Origin of the sequence: Kribbella sp. NPDC050820 (assembly GCF_040653975.1) — a bacterium.
Lineage (GTDB): Bacteria > Actinomycetota > Actinomycetes > Propionibacteriales > Kribbellaceae > Kribbella.
Map to the genome: position 1 here is coordinate 26,008 of NZ_JBFAHB010000049.1, position 19,114 is coordinate 45,121.

The following is a 19,114-nucleotide window of genomic DNA, read 5'->3' on the forward strand; positions in this document are numbered from 1 at the left end:
CCGAATTCGTGCGACGCGACAACCTGCTGTCTCCCCCGTGAAAGGACGATCCATGCCACGCCGGAAGCACAAGTTTTCACTGCGAGTCAGCGGCCTGACGGACGAGCAGGCCGCACATCTGCACTACCTTCTCGCGAACCTGGCCAACTCATTCACGCGAGACCCTGACAAGTACGAGACGATCTCCAATGTGCCACTGAAGGTCCTCCGCGCGGAGTTCCCGGACTACGGTTGGCGCGGCGCCACGGCAGCCGAGCGAGTCGACCTGGTGAAGTGACCAGATTGGATTTGTCTGGGGTAGCGGCCCTGCGCAGACCGCCATCGTCATCGCACAGCGGCCGCGATCGTGAGGGTTCCTGCGGGTGGGTCGATGGTGGCGAGGGTGCCCAGGGGGACTGGGGTGGGCCGGGGGCGGTGGCCGATTGGGAGGCCGGCTAGGACGGGGACGGCTAGTTGGTCGAGGCGGTCTCGCAGTACGTCGGTCAGGGACCAGCCGTTGGTTTGGGTGTTTTCGAAGCCGTTGAATTGGCCTAGTGCGATGGCTCGGAGGCCGTCGAGGCGGCCGGATTTGAGCAGTTGGGTCAGTTGGCGGTCGATTGCGCCTAGGCCGGTGGTGAGGTTGTCCTCGATCAGGAGGATGGCGCCGTCGAGGCTGGGGAGGTCGCTGCCGACGGCATGGGCGATCGTGTTGAGGTTGCCGCCCATGAGGAAGCCGGTCGCGGGCTCGCCGACGGTGAGTTCGGCCGTCGGCTCCTTGGGGTCCTGCTTCACGACGATCTCGTCAGTCGTCATCAGCAGTTGCCGGACGGACTCGTCCGCGAACGGTCCGTGGATCCCGGCCAGCTGGCATTCCTTCCAGAGGGTCAGGTGGATGGCGGTGATGTCGCTGAACCCGATCAGCGGCTTCGGATCTCGTCGTACGGCGTCGAAGTCGAGCTGATCGCTAATCCGGTAGGCGCCTTTGCCGCCGCGGGTCGTGAACACGGCGCGCACTCCTGGATCCCGAAACGCATCGTTGAGGTCCGCGAGCCGGTCCTCGTCGGTCCCCGCGAGATAGCCGACACTGTCGAACACGTGCCGCCCGAGCTCGACCTGCAGACCCCAGCCGGTCAGCAGCTCGACCCCACGCGCGACGAACTCGCGCTCAGGTGTGCTCGCCGGAGACACCACCCGAACCCGATCACCAGGCATGAGACGAGGCGGGACGAGGACAGTCATGCCTCAGACCCTCCCAGTGCGTGCCGACAGTTTGCCGGTCTGGGGTTCACCACATCTCCGTGGTCACGTGTTCGCCTGTCGCGGTCGGCTGGCGTAACCGTGCGTGGGAACGGCTTGCCCGGAAGGTCAATCGCGGGCGTCGTAGGTTTGGCGGGCGGTTTGGACTTCTTCTGTGTGTTGTTCTGCCCAGTGGCTGAGGGCTTGGAGGGGAGCGTGGAGGGTGCGGCCGAGGGGGGTTAGTTCGTATTCGACTCTGGGTGGCATTTCGGCGTAGGCGTGGCGTTCGACCAGGCCGTCGCGTTCCAGGTCGCGTAGGGTCTCGGTGAGGACCTTGCTGCTGATGCCTTCGACCGCCGTGCGCAGGTCGCCGAACCGCTTCCGGCCGTCGCTCAGCACGATCACCACCATCGCCGTCCACTTGTTGGCGATGCGGGCGAGCGACGTACGCGACGGGCAGGTCGCGAGCAGCACGTTGAACGCCGGGTGGTCAGCCATGCTCATCATCTGACCAGACCGCACCGACAATTCTCAGCCGGCGCCCCAGAACGCGTCCTCGTTGTCCTGGTCAGTCGAGAACAGCCGGACCTCCACGATCCGGTCGCCGTCGATGCGCAGTACGTCGACGCCGTCCCCACCGAGCTCGGCCCCGGCGCGCTTCCCGGCGAAATGCACAGGGATGGCGGCGTGGTCGCCGTTCACCATCGGTACGCCGACCACCGACAGGTCGAACGTCCCCTCGCTGATCGTCATCATTGCTCCCAGCAACTGGTCGACGGCGGCGCGGCCGCGATGCGTGCCGGAGAGCTGGTTCGCGCCCGGCTGGTGCCAGACGATGTCGTCGGCGAGCAGGCCGGCGACGGTTCCGAAATCCTTGGCGGCCACGGCATCGACGTACTTCCGGGCTACCGCGAGTGTGGAGTCCACTGTCATCTCCTTCAAGATGTAGATACGACTCCATGGTCACCATCGGTAACCAGGCACCTCAACGTAACTAATGGGCGTGAGTGACCCACATCACAGCAGGCACGGGCCGGGTGGGCGACGGCGATACTGGTCGGCGTGACGAGAGAGCCGCGGGTGGAAGTCGAGTACTGCACGCAGTGCCGGTGGTTGCTGCGGGCAGCCTGGACGGCGCAGGAGTTGCTGACCACATTCACCACCGAGCTCGGCGAGGTCGCGCTGATCCCCGGCACCGGCGGCGTCTTCGAGGTCCGCCTCGACGGCGAGACGCTCTGGTCCCGCAAGGCCGAGAACGGCTTCCCCGAGATCGCCCACCTCAAGCAACTCGTCCGCGACCGAGTCGCCCCCGACCGCTCCCTCGGCCACTCCGACCGCCGCTGAACCCCGGCCAACTGCAACCGACCGCCGTCGACCCGGCTGAAGCGCGGGTCGGCGGCGGCCGACGCGATTACGGGATCTGAAGCACCGGTGCGATGGTCTTCGTGCGCGCCCCCTCGTACGCAGCCAAGAGAATCCCGAGTACGGCGATGCCCTCCTCCTCGGTGTGGATCGGCCGGGTCTTGCCAAGGAGCGAGTCGGCAAAATGCCCGATCTCCGCGGCAAAGGTGTCGACCGGCTCGAGCGCGATCGTCTCGGTCTCACCGGACTGCAGCCGGTACGTGACCGAGTTCCCGTCGCTGTGCAGCGCTCCGAGCTCACCAACCGCGGAGAACCGCTCAGTGGAGTCAGCCGGCTGGTACGCCCAGCTCGTCACCATCTGCCCGACGACGCCGTTGTCGAAGCGGATCAGGACCTGCGCCGAGTCCTCGCCGTCCATGAACTTCAGCCGGTGCGTCGACAGCATCGCGGTCGCCTCGACCGGCATGCCGCCGGCGAGGTGCAGCATCAGGTACGTCGGGTGGTACCCGGTGTCGATCAGCTCGCCACCGCCACTCGTCTTGCTGCTCGCCCGCCAGCCCATCGAGCTCGGATCGAAGTTGTTGTAGAAGCTGTCCGTCGTACGCACCTCGTAGACGGTCCCGATCGTCCCGGCCTCGAGCAGCTCCTTCGCCTTCGCCACGGCCGGCATGAACAGCTGGTTGTGCGCGCACATCAGCGTCACGCCGTTGTCCGTGACCGCCTTCCGGACGTCCGCGGCCTCGTCGGCGGTCAGGCACAGCGGCTTCTCGCACAGGATGTGCTTGCCCGCCTCGGCCGCCGCGACGATCGCGTCCCGGTGCAGGTGGTGGGGGAGGCAGATGTCGACCGCGTCGACGTTCTCGGTCTCGAGCAGCTTGCGATAGTCGACGTACGGCGTCGCGCCCAGCTCCTTGCCACGCGCAACAGCCGTCTCCTCCACCGCGTCGGCCACGGCGGTGATGCCGATCCGGTCGGCGTGCTCGAGGTACCCGCGGATGTGGGCGCCCGCGATCCCGCCGCCGCCGATCAGCCCGACCTTGATCTCTGGCATGGACATCAGCCTCCGTAGGAGATGGTTCGGCCCGTGTCGGCCGCTTCGTTGGCGGCGGCGACCAGGCGGGTCAGCTCGACCGCGCGGTACAGGTTCTCGTCGGCGCGGGAGCCATTGGTGATGTGGTCGACCCACTGGGCGAACGGGTCCGGGCTGTGCTCGGGCACGGGCACCTGCCGGTCCCCGACCCGGAGCTCGTTGCCGGACTCGGTGTACGTCAGGCTGCTCGCCGTACCGAAGATCTCGATCGTGAACGGGTTCCGGCTGGTGAAGCCGGCTTCGATCACGCCGATCTTCTGGTCCCGGTAACCAATCGTGACGACGGCGTTGTCCTCGAGCCCGCGGCCGTTCACCGAGCGGTACGTCGCATCGACGGTGTCGGGATCGGTGCCGAGGAACAACTGCACAAGGTAGACCGGATGGCAGCCGAGGTCGGTGAGCGCGCCCCCGATCGCGGCCTTCTGGTCGAAGAACCGCTGCGGCAGCCAGCCGTCGCCGCCATCACTCGGTACGGCGCCGTCGTGCGACAGCCGCACCCGGGCGTAGGTGAGCTGCCCGAGCTCGCCGCTCGCGAGCACCACGCTGATCGCCTGCGTGTACCCGTGCGACAGCCGCGGCAGCGAGACCACCACCTTGACCCCGTTCGCGTCGGCCGCCGCGAGGATCTCCTCCGCCTCGGCCACGGTTGGCGCGAGCAACTTCTCGGTGAAGATGTGCTTGCCGGCGTTCGCCGCCTTGACCATGATGTCGCGGTGCTCGTTGGTCGCCGTCGTGATCACCACCGCGTCGACGTCCGCCAGCACCGCGTCGAGGTCCGTGCTGAACGGCACCCCGAACCGATCGGCCCCCGCCTGCCCGAGCTCCACGTCCTCGTCCCACACCGCGACGAGCTCGGTCCCAGGATGCGCCTGAGCCTGCCGCGCGTAGTCCCCCGCATGAACATGCCAAAACCCCAGAACCGCAACCTTCAGCGGCGTCGACATCCGTGCCTCCTCGCTGAACACCAGTAGGTGGAAACGTTCCCGACATACCTTGCCAACCCCGGTCCCGCCGTACACCCCCACCGGCGATTCGTCCCACCACCTGGACCACTCCCGGCGCTCGACCTGGATTCGATGCCAGTTCGGAATTCGAAGCATGTACGCCGGAAGTCGTGGGTACTGGCTCGCCACGCGAGAAGGGGTTACGCAGAGTCGCGCGCGGGTCCGCCCGTGCGTGACGGCCGTCTCAGCGGCATCGGTGGCGTGGGGAGTGCGGCGTGGACCGCGGGCCGGGTCTCCCCACCCGCCTGCCTTTCAGGGGGTGTCGGTGTCCTTGACCAGGGCCTCGACGTTGTTGCCGTCCGGGTCACTGACGAAGGCGGCGTACGCTCGGTACTCGGGCCAGTGCCGCGGTTCGTGCCGGGAGGTCCCACCTGCCGCGACTGCCGCCCGGTGGAAGGCGTCCACGGCGGTCCGATCTGCAGCCTCGAACGCGAGATGGAGGCCTCGGGTGACCTCCGTGCTCGTCGGCGCCGTTTCCAGCGAGAGGCTCGGGGTGTCGTGTCCGGGAATCCAGTACTCGGCGACCGTGTCGGTGCGGTACCCGGCGTCAATCCCGAGCGCGGCGAGGGCAGCGGTGTAGAAGGACTCACTTGCGGCGAAGTCGCCGGCGAAGACCCCGAGATGGTGGATGAAGCGAGGGGCGGTCATGGCCGCGGACCTCGGGTGAGTGGTCGGGCTTCCCAAGACGGCCGCTGGGGGTCGTCGTTGTGCACGATGACGTCGGCGTGCTCGGTCGGGCGGACTGTGTCGAAGTAGAACTGCTGGGACGGGATGTACCGACTGCGGTACCGCTGCTCGACCTCGCCGGCGGACTTCGTCGTGGTCCGGTCGCGGGTGCGGGCCCGGTCCAGCGTTTTCTCGAACGCGGCGGACACGAAGATCCGCAGATCCCACCGTTCGACCAGCTCCGGTCGCATGAGGAACACCCCGTCGAACAGCAGCACGGCATCGGCCGGCGCTGTCACCATCGGCTCGACCCGCGCGGTGTCCGTGAGCTTGTCGTAGACCGCCGTCCGAACCTTCCGATCTCCACCCGGGCCCAACGGATCGAGCAGCACGCGATGCATCGCCTCGAAATCGAAGCTGTCGTGATAGCAGCCCTCCGCGGAGTCTTCCCCGCGCCGGTAACGCACTGAGCGCGGGGTCAGAAAGTCCTCGATCGTGGCACGGACCACTTCCCGCCCGTCCGCACGCAGTACGACGGCCAACTCGTCCGCCAACGTGGTCTTCCCCGCGGCAGGCACCCCGTCCAAGGCGACGCGCGTCGGGTGCCCGTTCGCTACACCCCCAACCGCCGCTGCCAACCACCCGAGCAACTCACCGCGCGTCCCGCTGTCCATCTCGCCCCCAGGTCCTGTCCCGTGACCTCACCTTATGGCCGCCACCTCCAGTACGACGCCGCGCCACGTGGCCTCGCCTCACGAAGCCACACCGCAACCGATTGTTCGCGTTGAGCGCCGCGCTGCCCGGCCCGACCGCGACCGCGACGTGGGCGCCACGGCGCGCAGGAATCGCTCACTACGCAACAGCCGGTGGGTTCCTGACCTGGCTGAACGACGCGACGAGGGCAACCGAACCGCGGTCCGCGCGGAGTACCGCGGAGGGCGGCTGAATCAGCTTCGCCGACATGGGCACACTCAGTCGGCCGGGTGGTGGCGAGCGCGAGCCGGGGAGCGTTTCGCACCTCAAGCCGCAGGAGATCCTTCCCCAAATGCCGCGGCACCCCCAGAGGACAGATCCCGGGTTATCCCCTCGTGTTGTGCCATCTCCGCTGGTGTGCTGCAGGAGAAGGCACATCACGTGGGGTTATCCCTCCGTCCGTCGCAGAGCAACGAGCCGCCGTGACGTAGCACGGGAGGCGACACGGTCCACGAGCCGGCTCACGACGCACAGGCAGGCGACGCCACGGGGCGGTCGAACAAAGCGGGCGGCAGCACGCGCCCGACGGGCGGGCGGGAGCGACGGCGAGCACGGCGACGGAGGAGCCGTGCGGGCCGGGCGCGTGGGGAGGACTACTTTTCGGTGCCGTCTTCGTTCAGGCCTAGGTCGGACATGCCGAGGACTTTGTCGGCGAAGTGTTGGTGCATCCAGGCCAGGTGGTCCCAGCGGCTGTCGATGATGCGGTGGGTGTCCCAGGCGGGGATGTCCTGCTGGAGGAAGATCGACATCTTGGCGGGGTCGACCTCGTAGACGTGGTCGTAGCGCATCACGACGTCGTCGGTGATGCGGCGGGCGTCGGGGGGTTTCTGGGCGGAGAGCCGGAAGCCGAACATCAGAGGTCCTCGTAGGCCTGGTCGAGCAGGTACTTGCCGGGGTTCATCACGTTCTGGGGGTCGAGCGCGCGCTTGATCTTCTTCATCACCTCGAAGGAGCCGCCGAGTTCCTGCGGCACGTACTCCACGTCGCCGGCCCGGCTGGCGCCGTGGCAGGCGCTGATCGAGCCGCCGTACTTCAGGGTCACCTCGGTGATCTCGCGCTTGCAGTTCAGCCAGGCTTCCCACATCTCGTCGTCGAGTTTCTGTTCCCAGATCCCGATGTCGATCTCGACGAGGTAGTCGCCCCACGGTTTGTACGCGCCGTTGGTGTAGGCGAAGATCCCCCAGTCGTCGAAGACGCCGTACCGCCGGATGTAGTGGTCGGCGATCGCGTGCCACTCCTCGCGTACCCGCGGCAGGACGCTGTAGTTCAGCGCCGCGTCCTCACAGTGCCACGACATCGGCACCACCTCGCCGGTACGCAGCCGGCCGTGCAGCGGGATGGCGTACCGGTCGTGGCGGGCAGCCCAGTCACCCTGACTGACCTCGTCGCCGAGGTACGTGCCGCCCGACGACCGGCCGATCCGCATGATCTCCCGCGCGGCCGGGACGACCTCGACTTCGTTCCCGTACATCGCGACCGCGACGACACTCTTCAACCAGTCGGGCTGCTCGATGTACGCCTCGTCGTCGCGCCGCAGATAGGCGAGCTTCCACTCGTCGAACAGCACCACCCCGGCCAGCGTCGCGAAGCCGGACTTCGCCAGCGCGCCAGTGCTCTCCCAAGCGGCCTGATAGTCGCGGTACCCGAAGAACGCCGCAAACTCGACCTGCGGGCGCGGCACGAGTTCGAGGGTCGCCTCGGTCACCACCCCGAGCGTGCCCTCGTGACCGATGAACAGCGGCTTCAACGTGAACCCGGTAGATGCCTTGCGCAACTTCCGGCCGCCGCCCTCGCCAACCCGTACGACGTCGCCGGTCGGCAGCACCACTTCCATCGAGCAGACGAGATCGCGAGTGTGTCCGTAACGAGCACCGATCAACGACCACCCGCTGGTCCCGATCCGCCCGCCGACCATCGAGCACGGGTAGCTGGCCGGGTTGTCCGGGTACATCACGCCGTACGGCTGCAGCACTTCGTTCAGCTTCAGCATGTTGACGCCGGGTTGCACGGTGACCGTGCGGTCCTCGAGGTCGATCTCGAGGACCGCGTTCATCCGCTTGACGTCGAGCAGGATGCCGCCCTTCAGCGGCGTGGCCCCGTCGGTCAGCCCGGTCCCGGCCGCACGAGGCACGACCGGGATGCCGGTGCGGTTCGCGAGCCGAACGATCTCCGCGACCTCCGCGGTGGTGCGAGGCAGTACGACGACATCCGGCACGTACTCGGCCCACCGGTGCACCGGGAACGGCGCCGGCGTCCGCGTCCGGTTCCACCGGGCCGGCTTGTCCGTCAGTACTCCGTCGGGGCCGAGGATCCCGACCAGTTCGTCGTACAGCGCGTCGGAGATCGCCGTCGTCGTCATGGCTTCACCCCGGCTGACTCCGCAACCAGCTCCATCAGGTCGCGGACCTCGATCTGCGGCTCAAGCGCCGAGCCGGCCGCGGCCAGTGGACGCTCCGACCAGACGCACGCGCTGACGAGAAGGTCGACGTCCAGCGCAGCGGCGCGGTCGAGACGGGAAGCGCTGATCGCAGCGGTGATCTCGGGTCGTTCGATCGCCAGCCCGCCGCCCGCGCCCGAGCAGTACGACCACTGCGTGACGTGGTCGACGTCGCGGAAGTCCAGGCCCGGGATCGCCCGCAGGATCTCGCGCGGCGACTTGTGGATCCCCTTGCGCTTGTTCAGCCGGCAGGGGTCGTGGTACGTCGCCACCCGCTCGATCGGCACGGTCAACGTCAGCTTCCCGTCCCGGATCAACGACGCCACGAGCTCGGTGATGTGCACGATCTCGAACTCGTAGTCCGCGCCGAAGTACCGCGGATAGTCCTCGGTGAACGTGATGTAGTCGTGCGGATCGAGCGTGACGATCCGGCTCGCGCCGATACTGCGCCAGTCGGCCACGTTGTGCTCGGCGAACTCGCGCGACCGCGCCACATACCCCATCTCGGCCGCCGGGCCGCCGCAGCACCACTGTTCCTTCATCAGCCCGAACTCGACCCCGCCCTGCTGCAGGATCTGGGCGACCGCGCGAGGCAGCGCCGTCCGGTAGAACGCCGCCTCGCAGTCCACGAACAGCACGGTCTCGCCGCCGACCTCGAGGCCGAGCCCGTCCGCCCAGCGCGCGACGTTCTCCTGCGCGACCGGGACGTCGAGCACGGGCTCGTTCTTGCGGTCCACCGTCGCCTCGACCCAGCGCTTCCAGTTCGGCTGCTCGACTCCGGAGTCGACCGCGAGCGCCCGCATCGCCTTGACGACGTCCACCGTCCGGGTCCGGGCACGGTAGAACTCGCCGGCCATCAAGGTGTTCGGGCAGCGCAGCTCGCAGGCGCCGCACTGGGTGCAGTGCACGTAGTCCTCGGCGACGTCGGCGACGGTCAGCGCGCCCTGTTCCATCGCGACGATGTTCGCGTGGAACGCGGTCGGCGAGTAGTTCTCGTTCTGCGTGACCTGCATGACCGGGCAGACGTTGCGGCAGAACTTGTGACCCGAGCTGAAACAGCCGTACGCCGGGTCACGCCACTGCTTCACGAAATCCTGCCGAAGGTCATCGGCTTCGGTGGTCATGCGGCGTCCTATCCGAGTTCGGGCATCACCTTGTCGTGGATGAGTCTGAGCTGTCCTTGTACGTCGGGAACGCCCTCGATCTCCTTGCCGCTAAAGGCTTTCACCATCATCGGGTCGGTGATGGCGGCGATGATGTGGTTGACGCCGGTCGGCAGGATGTCGTTCTTCAGCTTCGCGACGCACTCCTCCGGGGTCCCGGACACCGACAGGGTCGCGGCCAGCTCCGGCGAGGTCAGCTCGATGGCCCGGTCGATCTCACCGGCGCCGAGCGCGTCGATGATCGGCTGCAGGTCGTCGCGGTTCAGGCCGTGCCGGGCGAGTTGGTTGGCGGGCATCGACGAGATGTAGAAGCCGACCATGATCCGCGCCGCCCGCTTGGCCGCCTCGGAGTCCTCGGCGACCGCGAACACCACCCAGGCGCCCAGGTCGAAGTCGTCCAGCGTCCGGCCGGACTTGTCCAGGCCGAGTTTCACGTGCTCGGCGATGTACTCGTAGTTCTCCCGGGAGTAGCCGCACGCGTGGTGCATCCCGTCGGCGATCTCCCCCGCGAGCTCGAAGGATCGCGGGCCGCCCATCGCTCCCATCTTCAGCGGGATCTTCTCCTGTACCGGGCGGGCGAAGGTGAACAGCCCGCTGTACTTGAAGAACTCGCCGTCGAAGGTGATCGCGCCGTCGGCGAGGAAGCGGCGCATCACTTCCATCCCTTCGCGGACGCGCGACAACGGTTTCAGCGGCTTCAGGTCGATCTTGTACTGCTCGAGCAGGCCGAGGTTGCCGAAGCTGACCACCGCCTCGGCGCGGCCGCCGGACAGCTCGTCGAGCGTGGCGAGCATCTGGCAGATGTGCGTCGGCTCCCGCAGGATCACGTGGGTGACGTTGGGGCCGAGACGAATGTTCTTCGTCTTGTCGGCGGCTGCCGCGAACAGCAGCCACATGTCCTTGTGCCAGGTCTCGTCCACGCTGTAGGCGGCGTAGAAGCCCAACTCGTCCGCGGTCTTGATCATGTCGATACAGTCCACGAGCGGATAGTCGGGGAGCTGGACGTAACTGAAGCGCACCACAGCGCTGCTCCTCCCTCTGACCACCGAGCACACGGGGGCGGCAGCGACTGACGGGCGCAGACTGCATGGGCTCGGACCCCATCTCCGAATCTTTTTACTGTACGCAGCCGATCGCGAGTTTGTCTCTGCCTCGAAACCGGCAGGCCCGCAGGGACTTCCTGTTCACGCAACGTCAATCTGTAGGCACGTGACGTATGTGCGCCGGTGCGGCTGACCTGTCATCGTCGAGTCGTTGTCTCCGCCCCGGGATCCCGCCGCACGCCGGCGGGATCCGAACGTTCCTGAAGGAGCGAAGCATGTCCGAGTCCGCCCCATCTCCTCGACGCCGGCGGTTCCGCCGTACGCTCGGCGTCGTACTCGGCACCGCTGCACTGCTGGTCACCTCGGCCACAGTCGCGTACGCCGTTCCGCCGCCCGGCCTCCCGCAGAACGCCGACGGGTACGAGCAGTCGTTCTCGCCGGCCTACGACTACGACACCGACGGCTGCTACGCCACGCCCGCGATCGGCGCCGACGGCACGCTCAACCCCGGCCTCAACCCGACCGGCGCGGTCAACGGCAACTGCCGGGACCAGTCCGACCTCGACAACTCCCAGACCTACGCGCGCTCGAAGTGCAACAACGGCTGGTGCGCGGTGGTGTACGCCAGCTACTTCGAGAAGGACCAGGCGCTGCCGGGCAGCAGTCTCGGCGGTCACCGGCACGACTTCGAGCACGTCATCTCGTGGATCAACCAGGCCGCCAACCAGGTTGAGTTCGTCACCACGACGCAGCACGCGAGCCAGGTGACCTACCCGCGGTCCCAGGTCCGCTTCGACGGCACCCACCCGAAAGTCGTCTACCACAAGGACGGCGCCAGCACGCACTTCTTCCGGCTCGCCAACAGCAACGACGAGCCGCCGGAGAACCACTACCACAACTGGCGCTACCCGCCGCTGGTCGGCTGGAACGGCTGGCCCAGCAGCTCGCTGCGTGAGCAGTTGATGAACGCCAACTTCGGCGCGGCAACCATCAAGATCACCGACAAGGACGACCGGTTCCGGTCGCTCTTGAACGCCTCGAAGCCCGCCGGGATCCCGTTCGATCCCTGGGCCTGACCAGATCGGTGCGAGGCTCGGTCAGACCGGGCCTCGCGCCGTCGGCACCTCCGGCTTGGTGAGCGACGCCGCGACCAGTTCGATCATCGCCGCGTGCCGCTTCGCCGCGGTGTCGGGCTGACCGAGCGCCACGATGTCGAGGAACACCCGGCTGACGACGAGCTCGGCCGCCGTCCGCACCCGGGCCGGATCGGCGACGATGTCGTCGGCTCCGCTCAGTACGTCGGCCACGGTCGCGGTCGCCTCGGCGAACAACTCGGCGCCCCGGGCCGCGATCTCGGGCCGCGCCTGCGCCTCCCGGAACACGATGATCCGGGCCGCGCGGTTGTGCTCCAGCTCGTCGGCCATCATCGTCACGACGGTCCGCAGCCGCCCGCGAACCGACCGTCCCTTCGATGCGGAACGCAGTACGGCGCTGGGCGTCGGCCGCTCGTTGACGATCGCCAGCAGCAGGTCGAGCTTGGTCGCGAAGTGGTAGAACACCAGGCCCGTCGGTACGCCGGCCTCGTTGGCGATCCGCGCTGTCGACGTGGCGTCGTACCCGTGCTCGGCGAAGAGGCGCTCGGCCGTCTCGATGATGACCTGGCGCTTACTCGCGCGGGCGGCGGCCGGCGCGGTCATGGTCGGCTCCGTCCAACGGCGGGCCGGCGATCCCCCTTCAGGTCCGCGGCAGCCCCGGCGGCGCGCCGGAGGGCCTTGAATACGTAGTCCGGCACCTTCAGCCCTTGCCGGTGCGCCCACAGCAACTCGTGCTCGACCCGTCCGATCTGGGTCGCGTAGTGCCGCAGCTCGGTCTCGTCGCCGGGCCTGACGATGTCCAGCCCCTGCATCACGTGGCCGAACTCCACCCGCTGCTGGGGGGTGTCGACCCCGACCGGGCCGAACGTCTTCTTCCGCAACGTGCGGACCAGCCACTTCTGCCAGGACCCCAGCTGTGACCAGAGCTGGCGGGCGGCGATCTGGTAATAGGCGAAGTGTCCCGGCTCCTGCCGCTTGATCGGCGCGACGACGGTGGCGGCGATGGCCCGTTCGCCGAGCTCCGTCAGGCCGGAGTGAAGCTTGTTGTAGGCAAGTACTGCGGACCGCTCGGTGGCCAGCCCGGTCAGGTAGTAGAGCATCCGGCTCACGTCCTGCACGGCGCTCACCCGCCCGAGCGCACCGAGCACCTTGAGCTTGAACGACACGTCGGTCAGGTTGGGTTCGGACGCGTCCAGACCGGCCAGCACCTGGACCCGGTCGAGGATCAGCCCGTGGTGGGTCTCCTGCGGGAGCCACACGTCGGCGTAGAAGTGCCGGTCGACCTCCGGCGGGTCCGGTAGCAGGATGTTCAGCTCGAGCACGTTCCGCTCGACCTCGAGCTCGACCCGCGACATGTACGACAGCACCGAGCCGAACCGCTCGACGAGCAGGTCCGGATCCTTCATCGTGTAGTCGACGCTGTCCAGGGGGATCGGCGGATGCTCCTCCCCCAGCCGGTCGACATGGTCGGCCAGCCTCGAGTCCTCCCGTCGGCGTCGTCCCCGACGAGTGCCTTTCACATCAGCCAGCGCCATCGCGGCACCTCGCTCCCCCATCGAAAGGGATGTCCTGTTGATCCCACGACGATCGTAACAAAGTGACTGACTGATCAGTCAGTTTCAGTGCTGTGACATCGATGACAAAACCAGCCCAGCCTCGATGATGCGGCACCCGACCGGCGCGGGGATAGGGCTAATTCGAAGCGATCAGGCCAACGGATGGGTGCGGATACGAGGCGGTACACACAGTGAGGGCCGTGAACAGGCGTTCACCTGTTCACGGCCCTCGGCCGGAAGCGTGCTGTCGGCAACGGCAGGGTCAGCCGGCCGGTCTGCTGAGGCAGGCGCCGGGTTCGGCGGTGGGTTCGGAGACGATCAGCGGGTTCGCGCGGTGGCGGCCGAGGTTCCACTCGAGCCAGTCGTCGTCGCTGGGCCGGCGATCGCCGATCGCGCACCCGGCCACGTCGTCCGGAAGCGTGGCCAGCACCGGTACGGCGTCATCGGACAGCCCTTCGAGGTGAACCCAGTCCACCTTGCCGGTGTCGGCGTACCGGTCGATGTTGCGCTGGGCGATCCAGGCATCCGGGTTGAGCAGCGCGAGCCCGAGCAGGAGGCTGGCGCCACTGAGCAGCGCGGCCCGCGGTAGCCAGCTCGCCTTCATGGTCACGCCGGCCACCATCACACCGAGCACGAGCAGACCGAGCCAGCCCTCGAAGACGTCCACGAGCAGGCGAAGCTCAGTGAAGCCGTACGCCTCCTGGTAGACGTGCATCCGGTAGAGCGCGGACGCGACCACTACCAGCGTCAGCAGACACAGCAGGCCGAGTGACACGCGCAACCACACCACGTCGGCGGCTGTGGCACGCGGTGCCTTCCGTGCGGCTGCCCACACTACGAGCAGCGTCAGTGCGGTGGCGACGGTGAGTTGGCCGAAGCCTTGGTGGACGTACTCCGCGTAGGTGAGACCGGTGATGCGCTCGAGGTACTTGTGTCCGCCGAAGTTCGCAGTGGCCTGTGCAGCCAGGAAGACCAGGAACACCGCGTCCACGAGCAGCACGGGTACTAGCCACTCGTAGCGACGTGCAACTGGCCGCACCGGTCCGCCACCGGTCTCGACGTTGGGCGGATTCAGTCCGAGGTACGTCGCTGCCAGTACGACGCCACCGACAGCCACAGTCACGAAGGCACGCAGTACGAACGAGTCGAGCTCCAGGTCCGGGACGACTGCACCCGCCCACTCCGCAAAGACTGCGTCGGCCGAGGCGAACAGGAGTCCGAAGACCACGACCGCTAGCAGCGACCACAGGATCGTCCGCAGCGCCGCGGCACTCGTCCGCAGGCCCTTGACGGCCTGTGCTGAGCGACCCAGCCACGGCAGACCGCGCAGCCCAGCGAGCGGCCAGGAGATGCCGGCCAGGACGAAGGCCGGCACGGTGCGACCGTTCACCAGCCCGGCCATGCACACGGCTCCGCCTGCCAGCAGGCAGAGGACAACGATCCACTCGGCGTCCCGCAGTACGGCTGTTCCGGCCAGCAGCACGCAGAGCGCGGCACAGGCCTGGGTGAACCGGGACTTGCGGTTGACGCTGAAGCCCAGGATCACGCCGCCGGCAGCCAGCAGTACGACGAACGTGCCGAGGCCGAGATCGCGGAACGGCAGGATGACAGCGGCCAGGACGCCGACTCCCAGGCAGTACAGCACCGCACGTACGTTGCCTGGGACGCCTGCCTCCGGCCAGAACCTGCCGAACAGCATGTCCATCCCGGACTCCGGTGCTCGCGCCGCGGGCCCGGGTGTGGGCGGTGGCGCGGGTGCCGGCTTGGGAGTGTCGACTGGCTTCGTCATGACTGGCTCCTGTGGTTTCTTCGTGACAGCAGGGATGTGTTGCCTTGGTTCGCGCGGTGGGTCGGCAGTGTGTCGCCGTGGTTCACGGGGGAGGTCGACGCGGACGCGGGCGCCGTTGCTACCTGGCGCCGGGTCGACGAAGTGGATGCCGCCGCCGTGCAGATCGGTCACCCAGCGGGCAATCGCGAGACCGAGCCCGGTCCCGCCGCCGCCCTCGGCTTCGGTCAGCGTGCCGAACCGTTCGAAGACGCGATCCCGATCGGCGACCGGGATACCCGGCCCGTCGTCCGCGACCTCCAAACGCCAACCCGTGGTCGTTGCGTTGGCGGTGATCCGGACGACGCCGCCGGTCGGACTGTGCCGGGACGCGTTGTCGAGCAGGTTGGCGATCAACTGGTGCAGTCGCGCGGCGTCTGCCTTGACCGTCAAGTCGGCCGGCCTGACGGACACGTCGTACCGCACCTCACGGCTCGCCACTCGGGCTTCGGCGACGGCCTGGTCGAGCAGTTCCGAGACGGAGACCTGCGTGCTATGGAGTGTGGCGTGGCCGGCGTCGACGCGGGCAAGGTCGAGCAGGTCGGACGCGAGGGCGGACAGACGTTCCGCCTGGTCGAGCGCCGTGCGCAACGCCACCGGATCCGGCTCGGCGACGCCGTCCACGAGATTCTCGAGTACGGCGCACAGTGCGGCCAGCGGCGTCCGCAGTTCGTGGCTCACGTTCGCCACGAGCTCGCGGCGCTGACGGTCGACGGCGGCCAGGTCCTCGGCCATCCGGTTGAAGGCCCGGGCCAGCTGACCGACCTCGTCGCTGGAGGTCGCTGTGACGCGGGCGGAGTAGTCGCCGCGCGCCATCCGTCGCGCTGCCGCGGTCATCTCGCGCAGCGGCGACGTCATGCCGACCGCGAGCAGTTGAGTTACGCCGAGGGCGAGGGCGACCGTGACCGGGATGCTGAGCCAGGCGGGCACGTTGGCGACGGCGCCGACGGCCGCGACGATCGACGCCAGGGTCACGCTGACGGCGACGAGCAGGCCGAGCTTGACCTTGACCGACGTGACTTGGTCCATCAGCGGGCCGCTCACGCCGTACCTCCTGGCTCCAGGGCGTAGCCGACACCGTGCACGGTCCGCACGCGATCGGCGCCGATCTTGGCGCGCAAGGCCTTCACATGGCTGTCGACAGTGCGGGTCCCGGACGCACCGGGCCAGCCCCACACTTCGGCGTACAGGTTCTCTCTTGGCAGGACGATGCCGGGCTTGGCGGCGAGGCAGAGCAGCAGGTCGAACTCGGTTGGGGTCAGGTGGATCTCGGTGCCGGCGACTGTGACTCGTCGAGCGGCTGCATCGATGTGGAGGTCGCCGACCTCGGTGGCCGGGCGGGCGGCCAGCTCGGCGGCGCGGTCGACGCGTCGCAGCAGGGCTGCCACGCGGGCCACCAACTCGCGCATCCGGAACGGCTTCGTGAGGTAGTCGTCGGCGCCGACGCCGAGCCCCACCAGGATGTCCGCCTCGTCGTCGCGGGCGGTCAGCATCAGGACGGGCACCGGGCGTTCGGCCTGGATGCGCCGGCAGACCTCGTGGCCGTCGTACCCGGGCAGCATCACGTCGAGCAGCACGAGATCCGGCGCGGTCGCGGCGAACTGCTCGACCGCCCCCGGCCCGTCCCACGCCTGCACGACGTCGTACCCCGACCCGCGCAGGCGGTCGGTCACCGCCTGGTTGATCACGGGCTCGTCCTCGACCACGAGGATCCTGCGGCCTGCTCCATCGACTACCACGTTCCGAGCGTAGGAGCCCACCTGGCCACCAGAGGCCCCCGACTCGTGAAGGTTCTGTGCAGGTCCTGCTGTTGGATGGTCTCCGTGCACCCACTCGCCGAGGGAATCCTCCACTCCCACCTCGGGTACGGCGACCTCCCCGGCCAAGCCGTGATCGCCGTCGTCCCCAGTCCACCGCTGTCGACCGACCCCGCTCGGACTCCCGTCGGGTTTGTCGTTGCCGAGTTGCTCGGGCCCGGAGGGAAAGTGGCGCTGCAGCCTGGGCCGGTTGAGCGCGTGCCTGGCTGGACGAGTGGGCCGTACTGCCGCATCCCGTTGCCCGAAGGTCTCGCACCTGCTTCGACACCTGCATGCTCCAGGGCCGCGGCCGTAACAACGCCGACTACTCCCCCGACTTCCCCAACCTCCCCGGCGGCATCCTCAACGGCATCACCTCCGGCTGGACGGACGAGTCCGACCTGGCCTTCCTCCCACCCGAAGCCCCAGAATCCGACAGCTGGCGCTGGTCCGAACAATGGATCCCCCACACCGCCTGGTGCCTCCTAGCCACCGCTACAGCCCCGTGACTCACGACTCCCACCGCTGCTCTTGCGAACGAACCACCATCCGCCTCCGGTGGACCTCCCGCGCCCCGGAAAGCACCGCCGACAGAAGGTCGTGAAGCTCCGCGGCCGGCACGTACTCGAAGACGAACTCATCGACGATCACCCGAGCACCCTCAAACCCGTCACGCACCGACACGATGACGGTGAGGGGCTGGTCGACCGTCACCACAAAGTCCGAAACCTCCGGCGCGAACGCGACAACCCTCTCCTCCCAGAGCAGACTCGGATGCACGTTCCCCAGCCGACCGAGCTCCTCGACGCACGCCTTCCGCGACATCACCACGCCTTTCCCTCCAGCGACTTCCGCCATGTCGTGCCAACTCCCGTTGCCGAGCCGAGGCAGTGGGGACCGTGAACAGGCGATAACGTGTTCACGGCCCCTGCCGGGTGTCCGAGCTCCCGGCTGCGAGCGCGATCGGCCGCCCTGTTCACCTCAAGGGGTCGGGTAGGTAAACAACCAATCCGCCGCCAGCCGGGACTTCTCAACGTACGTCGGCCGGTCGGCCCCAAGGCCGTACTGCAGATCCTCAAGCAGTGAGCACCGCGCGTAAAACCAAGCGCGGTCCAAGAGGCCTTCGTCGACAGGAAGCCGACTCACGGCTGCGTAGCCAGCGAGCCGATTCGCGGTTGCGTCGGCGGGAAGCCGGCTCACGGCTGCATCGGCGGGAAACCGGCCCGCGGCTGCATCGGCGGAGGACCGGGGCGCGGCTGCGTCGGTGGAGGGCCGATCTGCGGTTGGGTCGGCGGGGAGTTGGCTCGCGGTGGCGTAGGCGGCTGAGAGTCGGTTCGTTGCCTCGTTGTATGCGGCTGGGCCTAGGTCGCGGAGGATTAGGCCGAGGTCGCGGGCTGGGTCGCAGATTGCGGCGTCGGTCCAGTCGATTACGCCGGAGACGTCGTACGTGCTGGCATTTACGAGGACGTGTTCGATGCCGAGGTCGTTGTGTGAGTAGACGAGGCGGGGCGGCGGCGCTGGGAGCGGGCTTTGCAGGAAGGCCTCGACTGCGCGCTGGGTGTCGGGCGTCAGTTCCGATGCCACGGCGGTGTAGCTCTCGGCAGCTTCGTCGCGCCAGGCGTCGAGCGGCTCGTCGTCGATGTCCACGAGGTCGGCGAGCTGTTCGACGTCCTGAGCATGCAGTACGGCGAGAAGTCCGCCGAGCTCAGCGGCGACACGCACCGCGCACTGCGATCGGATGTCAGGGGGGAGATCGATCAGTGGAGTCCCGTCGAGCTTCCGGTACGCCAGGCACCCATCCTCAGGCAGGACGAAGACCGGCTGAGGCACAGGCAACGTGCTCACCTTGCCGACCCACTCCAGCAGCTCAGCCTCACGCCGCACCACACCCGGCTCACGAGCAACCCGGACGACGAGCTCACGGTTCACCTCGTAGGCCGCGTTGTCCAGCCCCGCCCCAAGAGTCGTGACGGTCTCAACGACATACCCAGGCAACCCCAACCCCACCAGCCGTCGAACATCGCTGTGCATTTGCCAAGGCTACGTCGTGTCTTGAGTGCGGGTGGGCAGGAGCTGACCGTTCAGACGCACGGTTTACCTGTGGGTGGAG

The 19,114-nt window shown here is 68.0% G+C and carries 21 protein-coding genes; 4 read left to right on the forward strand and 17 right to left on the reverse strand.

Translation table 11 applies throughout. The features are described 5' to 3' along the window. Window positions 1–52: 52 nt before the first annotated feature. A complete protein-coding gene (locus tag AB0H36_RS32295; protein WP_360532187.1) occupies window positions 53–277 on the forward strand; it encodes a hypothetical protein in 225 nt (74 codons plus the stop codon). Window positions 278–324: 47 nt separating this feature from the next. On the opposite strand, the gene AB0H36_RS32300 is transcribed toward AB0H36_RS32295, so the two are convergent. From AB0H36_RS32300 to AB0H36_RS32310, 3 genes are all read right to left on the reverse strand, one after another. Continuing rightward, entirely contained in the window at window positions 325–1,218 is an 894-nt protein-coding gene (locus AB0H36_RS32300; protein ID WP_360532190.1) for an LD-carboxypeptidase, read from the reverse strand. A 126-nt stretch (window positions 1,219–1,344) separates the two neighbouring features. Next, complete coding sequence (locus AB0H36_RS32305; protein ID WP_360532193.1) at window positions 1,345–1,713, reverse strand: helix-turn-helix domain-containing protein; 369 nt, start codon at window positions 1,711–1,713, stop codon at window positions 1,345–1,347. Window positions 1,714–1,746: 33 nt separating this feature from the next. Then, a complete protein-coding gene (locus AB0H36_RS32310) occupies window positions 1,747–2,142 on the reverse strand; it encodes a nuclear transport factor 2 family protein (protein WP_360532196.1) in 396 nt (131 codons plus the stop codon). Window positions 2,143–2,277: 135 nt separating this feature from the next. Between AB0H36_RS32310 and AB0H36_RS32315 the strand changes: the two genes are divergently transcribed. Beyond that, window positions 2,278–2,559 carry a SelT/SelW/SelH family protein gene (locus AB0H36_RS32315; protein ID WP_360532199.1) on the forward strand — a complete coding sequence of 94 codons (282 nt, stop codon included), beginning with the start codon at window positions 2,278–2,280 and terminating at the stop codon, window positions 2,557–2,559. Window positions 2,560–2,626: 67 nt separating this feature from the next. Here AB0H36_RS32315 and AB0H36_RS32320 read toward each other — a convergent pair whose 3' ends face one another. The 8 genes from AB0H36_RS32320 to AB0H36_RS32355 form a co-directional block, all read right to left on the reverse strand. Continuing rightward, window positions 2,627–3,628: a Gfo/Idh/MocA family oxidoreductase gene (locus tag AB0H36_RS32320; RefSeq protein ID WP_360532201.1), complete on the reverse strand. Its 1,002-nt coding sequence runs from the start codon at window positions 3,626–3,628 to the stop codon at window positions 2,627–2,629. Window positions 3,629–3,633: 5 nt separating this feature from the next. Then, complete coding sequence (locus AB0H36_RS32325) at window positions 3,634–4,611, reverse strand: Gfo/Idh/MocA family oxidoreductase (protein ID WP_360532204.1); 978 nt, start codon at window positions 4,609–4,611, stop codon at window positions 3,634–3,636. Window positions 4,612–4,923: 312 nt separating this feature from the next. Continuing rightward, window positions 4,924–5,319, reverse strand: a complete 396-nt coding sequence (locus AB0H36_RS32330; protein ID WP_360532207.1) for a VOC family protein — start codon at window positions 5,317–5,319, stop codon at window positions 4,924–4,926. Further along, window positions 5,316–6,011 carry a cytidylate kinase family protein gene (locus AB0H36_RS32335; RefSeq protein ID WP_360532210.1) on the reverse strand — a complete coding sequence of 232 codons (696 nt, stop codon included), beginning with the start codon at window positions 6,009–6,011 and terminating at the stop codon, window positions 5,316–5,318. Before AB0H36_RS32335 ends, AB0H36_RS32330 begins: the two co-directional genes overlap by 4 nt. 672 nt (window positions 6,012–6,683) lie before the next feature. Then, window positions 6,684–6,944, reverse strand: coding sequence for a hypothetical protein (locus AB0H36_RS32340; RefSeq protein ID WP_360532213.1), 261 nt, complete (start codon window positions 6,942–6,944; stop codon window positions 6,684–6,686). Continuing rightward, window positions 6,944–8,449: an FAD-binding oxidoreductase gene (locus tag AB0H36_RS32345; protein WP_360532216.1), complete on the reverse strand. Its 1,506-nt coding sequence runs from the start codon at window positions 8,447–8,449 to the stop codon at window positions 6,944–6,946. The genes AB0H36_RS32340 and AB0H36_RS32345 overlap by 1 nt, the downstream gene beginning before the upstream one ends. Further along, window positions 8,446–9,651: a (Fe-S)-binding protein gene (locus AB0H36_RS32350; RefSeq protein ID WP_360532219.1), complete on the reverse strand. Its 1,206-nt coding sequence runs from the start codon at window positions 9,649–9,651 to the stop codon at window positions 8,446–8,448. Before AB0H36_RS32350 ends, AB0H36_RS32345 begins: the two co-directional genes overlap by 4 nt. Window positions 9,652–9,659: 8 nt before the next feature. Beyond that, window positions 9,660–10,712 carry an LLM class flavin-dependent oxidoreductase gene (locus AB0H36_RS32355; protein WP_360532222.1) on the reverse strand — a complete coding sequence of 351 codons (1,053 nt, stop codon included), beginning with the start codon at window positions 10,710–10,712 and terminating at the stop codon, window positions 9,660–9,662. A gap of 296 nt (window positions 10,713–11,008) precedes the next feature. On the opposite strand from AB0H36_RS32355, the gene AB0H36_RS32360 reads away from it, so the two are divergent. Continuing rightward, window positions 11,009–11,809 (forward strand): NPP1 family protein, encoded by an 801-nt coding sequence (locus tag AB0H36_RS32360; RefSeq protein ID WP_360532225.1) that lies wholly within the window; start codon window positions 11,009–11,011, stop codon window positions 11,807–11,809. Window positions 11,810–11,830: 21 nt separating this feature from the next. Here the strand turns inward: AB0H36_RS32360 and AB0H36_RS32365 are convergent, their stop codons facing one another. The 4 genes from AB0H36_RS32365 to AB0H36_RS32380 all read right to left on the reverse strand — a co-directional run bounded on the left by AB0H36_RS32365 (window position 11,831) and on the right by AB0H36_RS32380 (window position 16,947). Beyond that, window positions 11,831–12,430 (reverse strand): helix-turn-helix domain-containing protein, encoded by a 600-nt coding sequence (locus AB0H36_RS32365; protein WP_360532228.1) that lies wholly within the window; start codon window positions 12,428–12,430, stop codon window positions 11,831–11,833. Beyond that, a complete protein-coding gene (locus AB0H36_RS32370) occupies window positions 12,427–13,362 on the reverse strand; it encodes a GTP-binding protein LepA (RefSeq protein ID WP_360532231.1) in 936 nt (311 codons plus the stop codon). Before AB0H36_RS32370 ends, AB0H36_RS32365 begins: the two co-directional genes overlap by 4 nt. Before the next feature lie 283 nt (window positions 13,363–13,645). After that, window positions 13,646–16,252: a DUF4153 domain-containing protein gene (locus tag AB0H36_RS32375; RefSeq protein ID WP_360532234.1), complete on the reverse strand. Its 2,607-nt coding sequence runs from the start codon at window positions 16,250–16,252 to the stop codon at window positions 13,646–13,648. After that, entirely contained in the window at window positions 16,249–16,947 is a 699-nt protein-coding gene (locus AB0H36_RS32380; protein WP_360532237.1) for a response regulator transcription factor, read from the reverse strand. Before AB0H36_RS32380 ends, AB0H36_RS32375 begins: the two co-directional genes overlap by 4 nt. Window positions 16,948–17,297: 350 nt before the next feature. Here AB0H36_RS32380 and AB0H36_RS32385 point away from each other — a divergent pair, with 350 nt between their 5' ends. Further along, window positions 17,298–17,513, forward strand: coding sequence for a hypothetical protein (locus AB0H36_RS32385; RefSeq protein ID WP_360532240.1), 216 nt, complete (start codon window positions 17,298–17,300; stop codon window positions 17,511–17,513). A 1-nt stretch (window position 17,514) separates the two neighbouring features. Here the strand turns inward: AB0H36_RS32385 and AB0H36_RS32390 are convergent, their stop codons facing one another. Next, window positions 17,515–17,862 (reverse strand): hypothetical protein, encoded by a 348-nt coding sequence (locus AB0H36_RS32390; protein ID WP_360532243.1) that lies wholly within the window; start codon window positions 17,860–17,862, stop codon window positions 17,515–17,517. 123 nt (window positions 17,863–17,985) lie between these two features. Beyond that, entirely contained in the window at window positions 17,986–19,035 is a 1,050-nt protein-coding gene (locus AB0H36_RS32395; protein WP_360532246.1) for an aminoglycoside phosphotransferase family protein, read from the reverse strand. Window positions 19,036–19,114 lie beyond the last annotated feature (79 nt).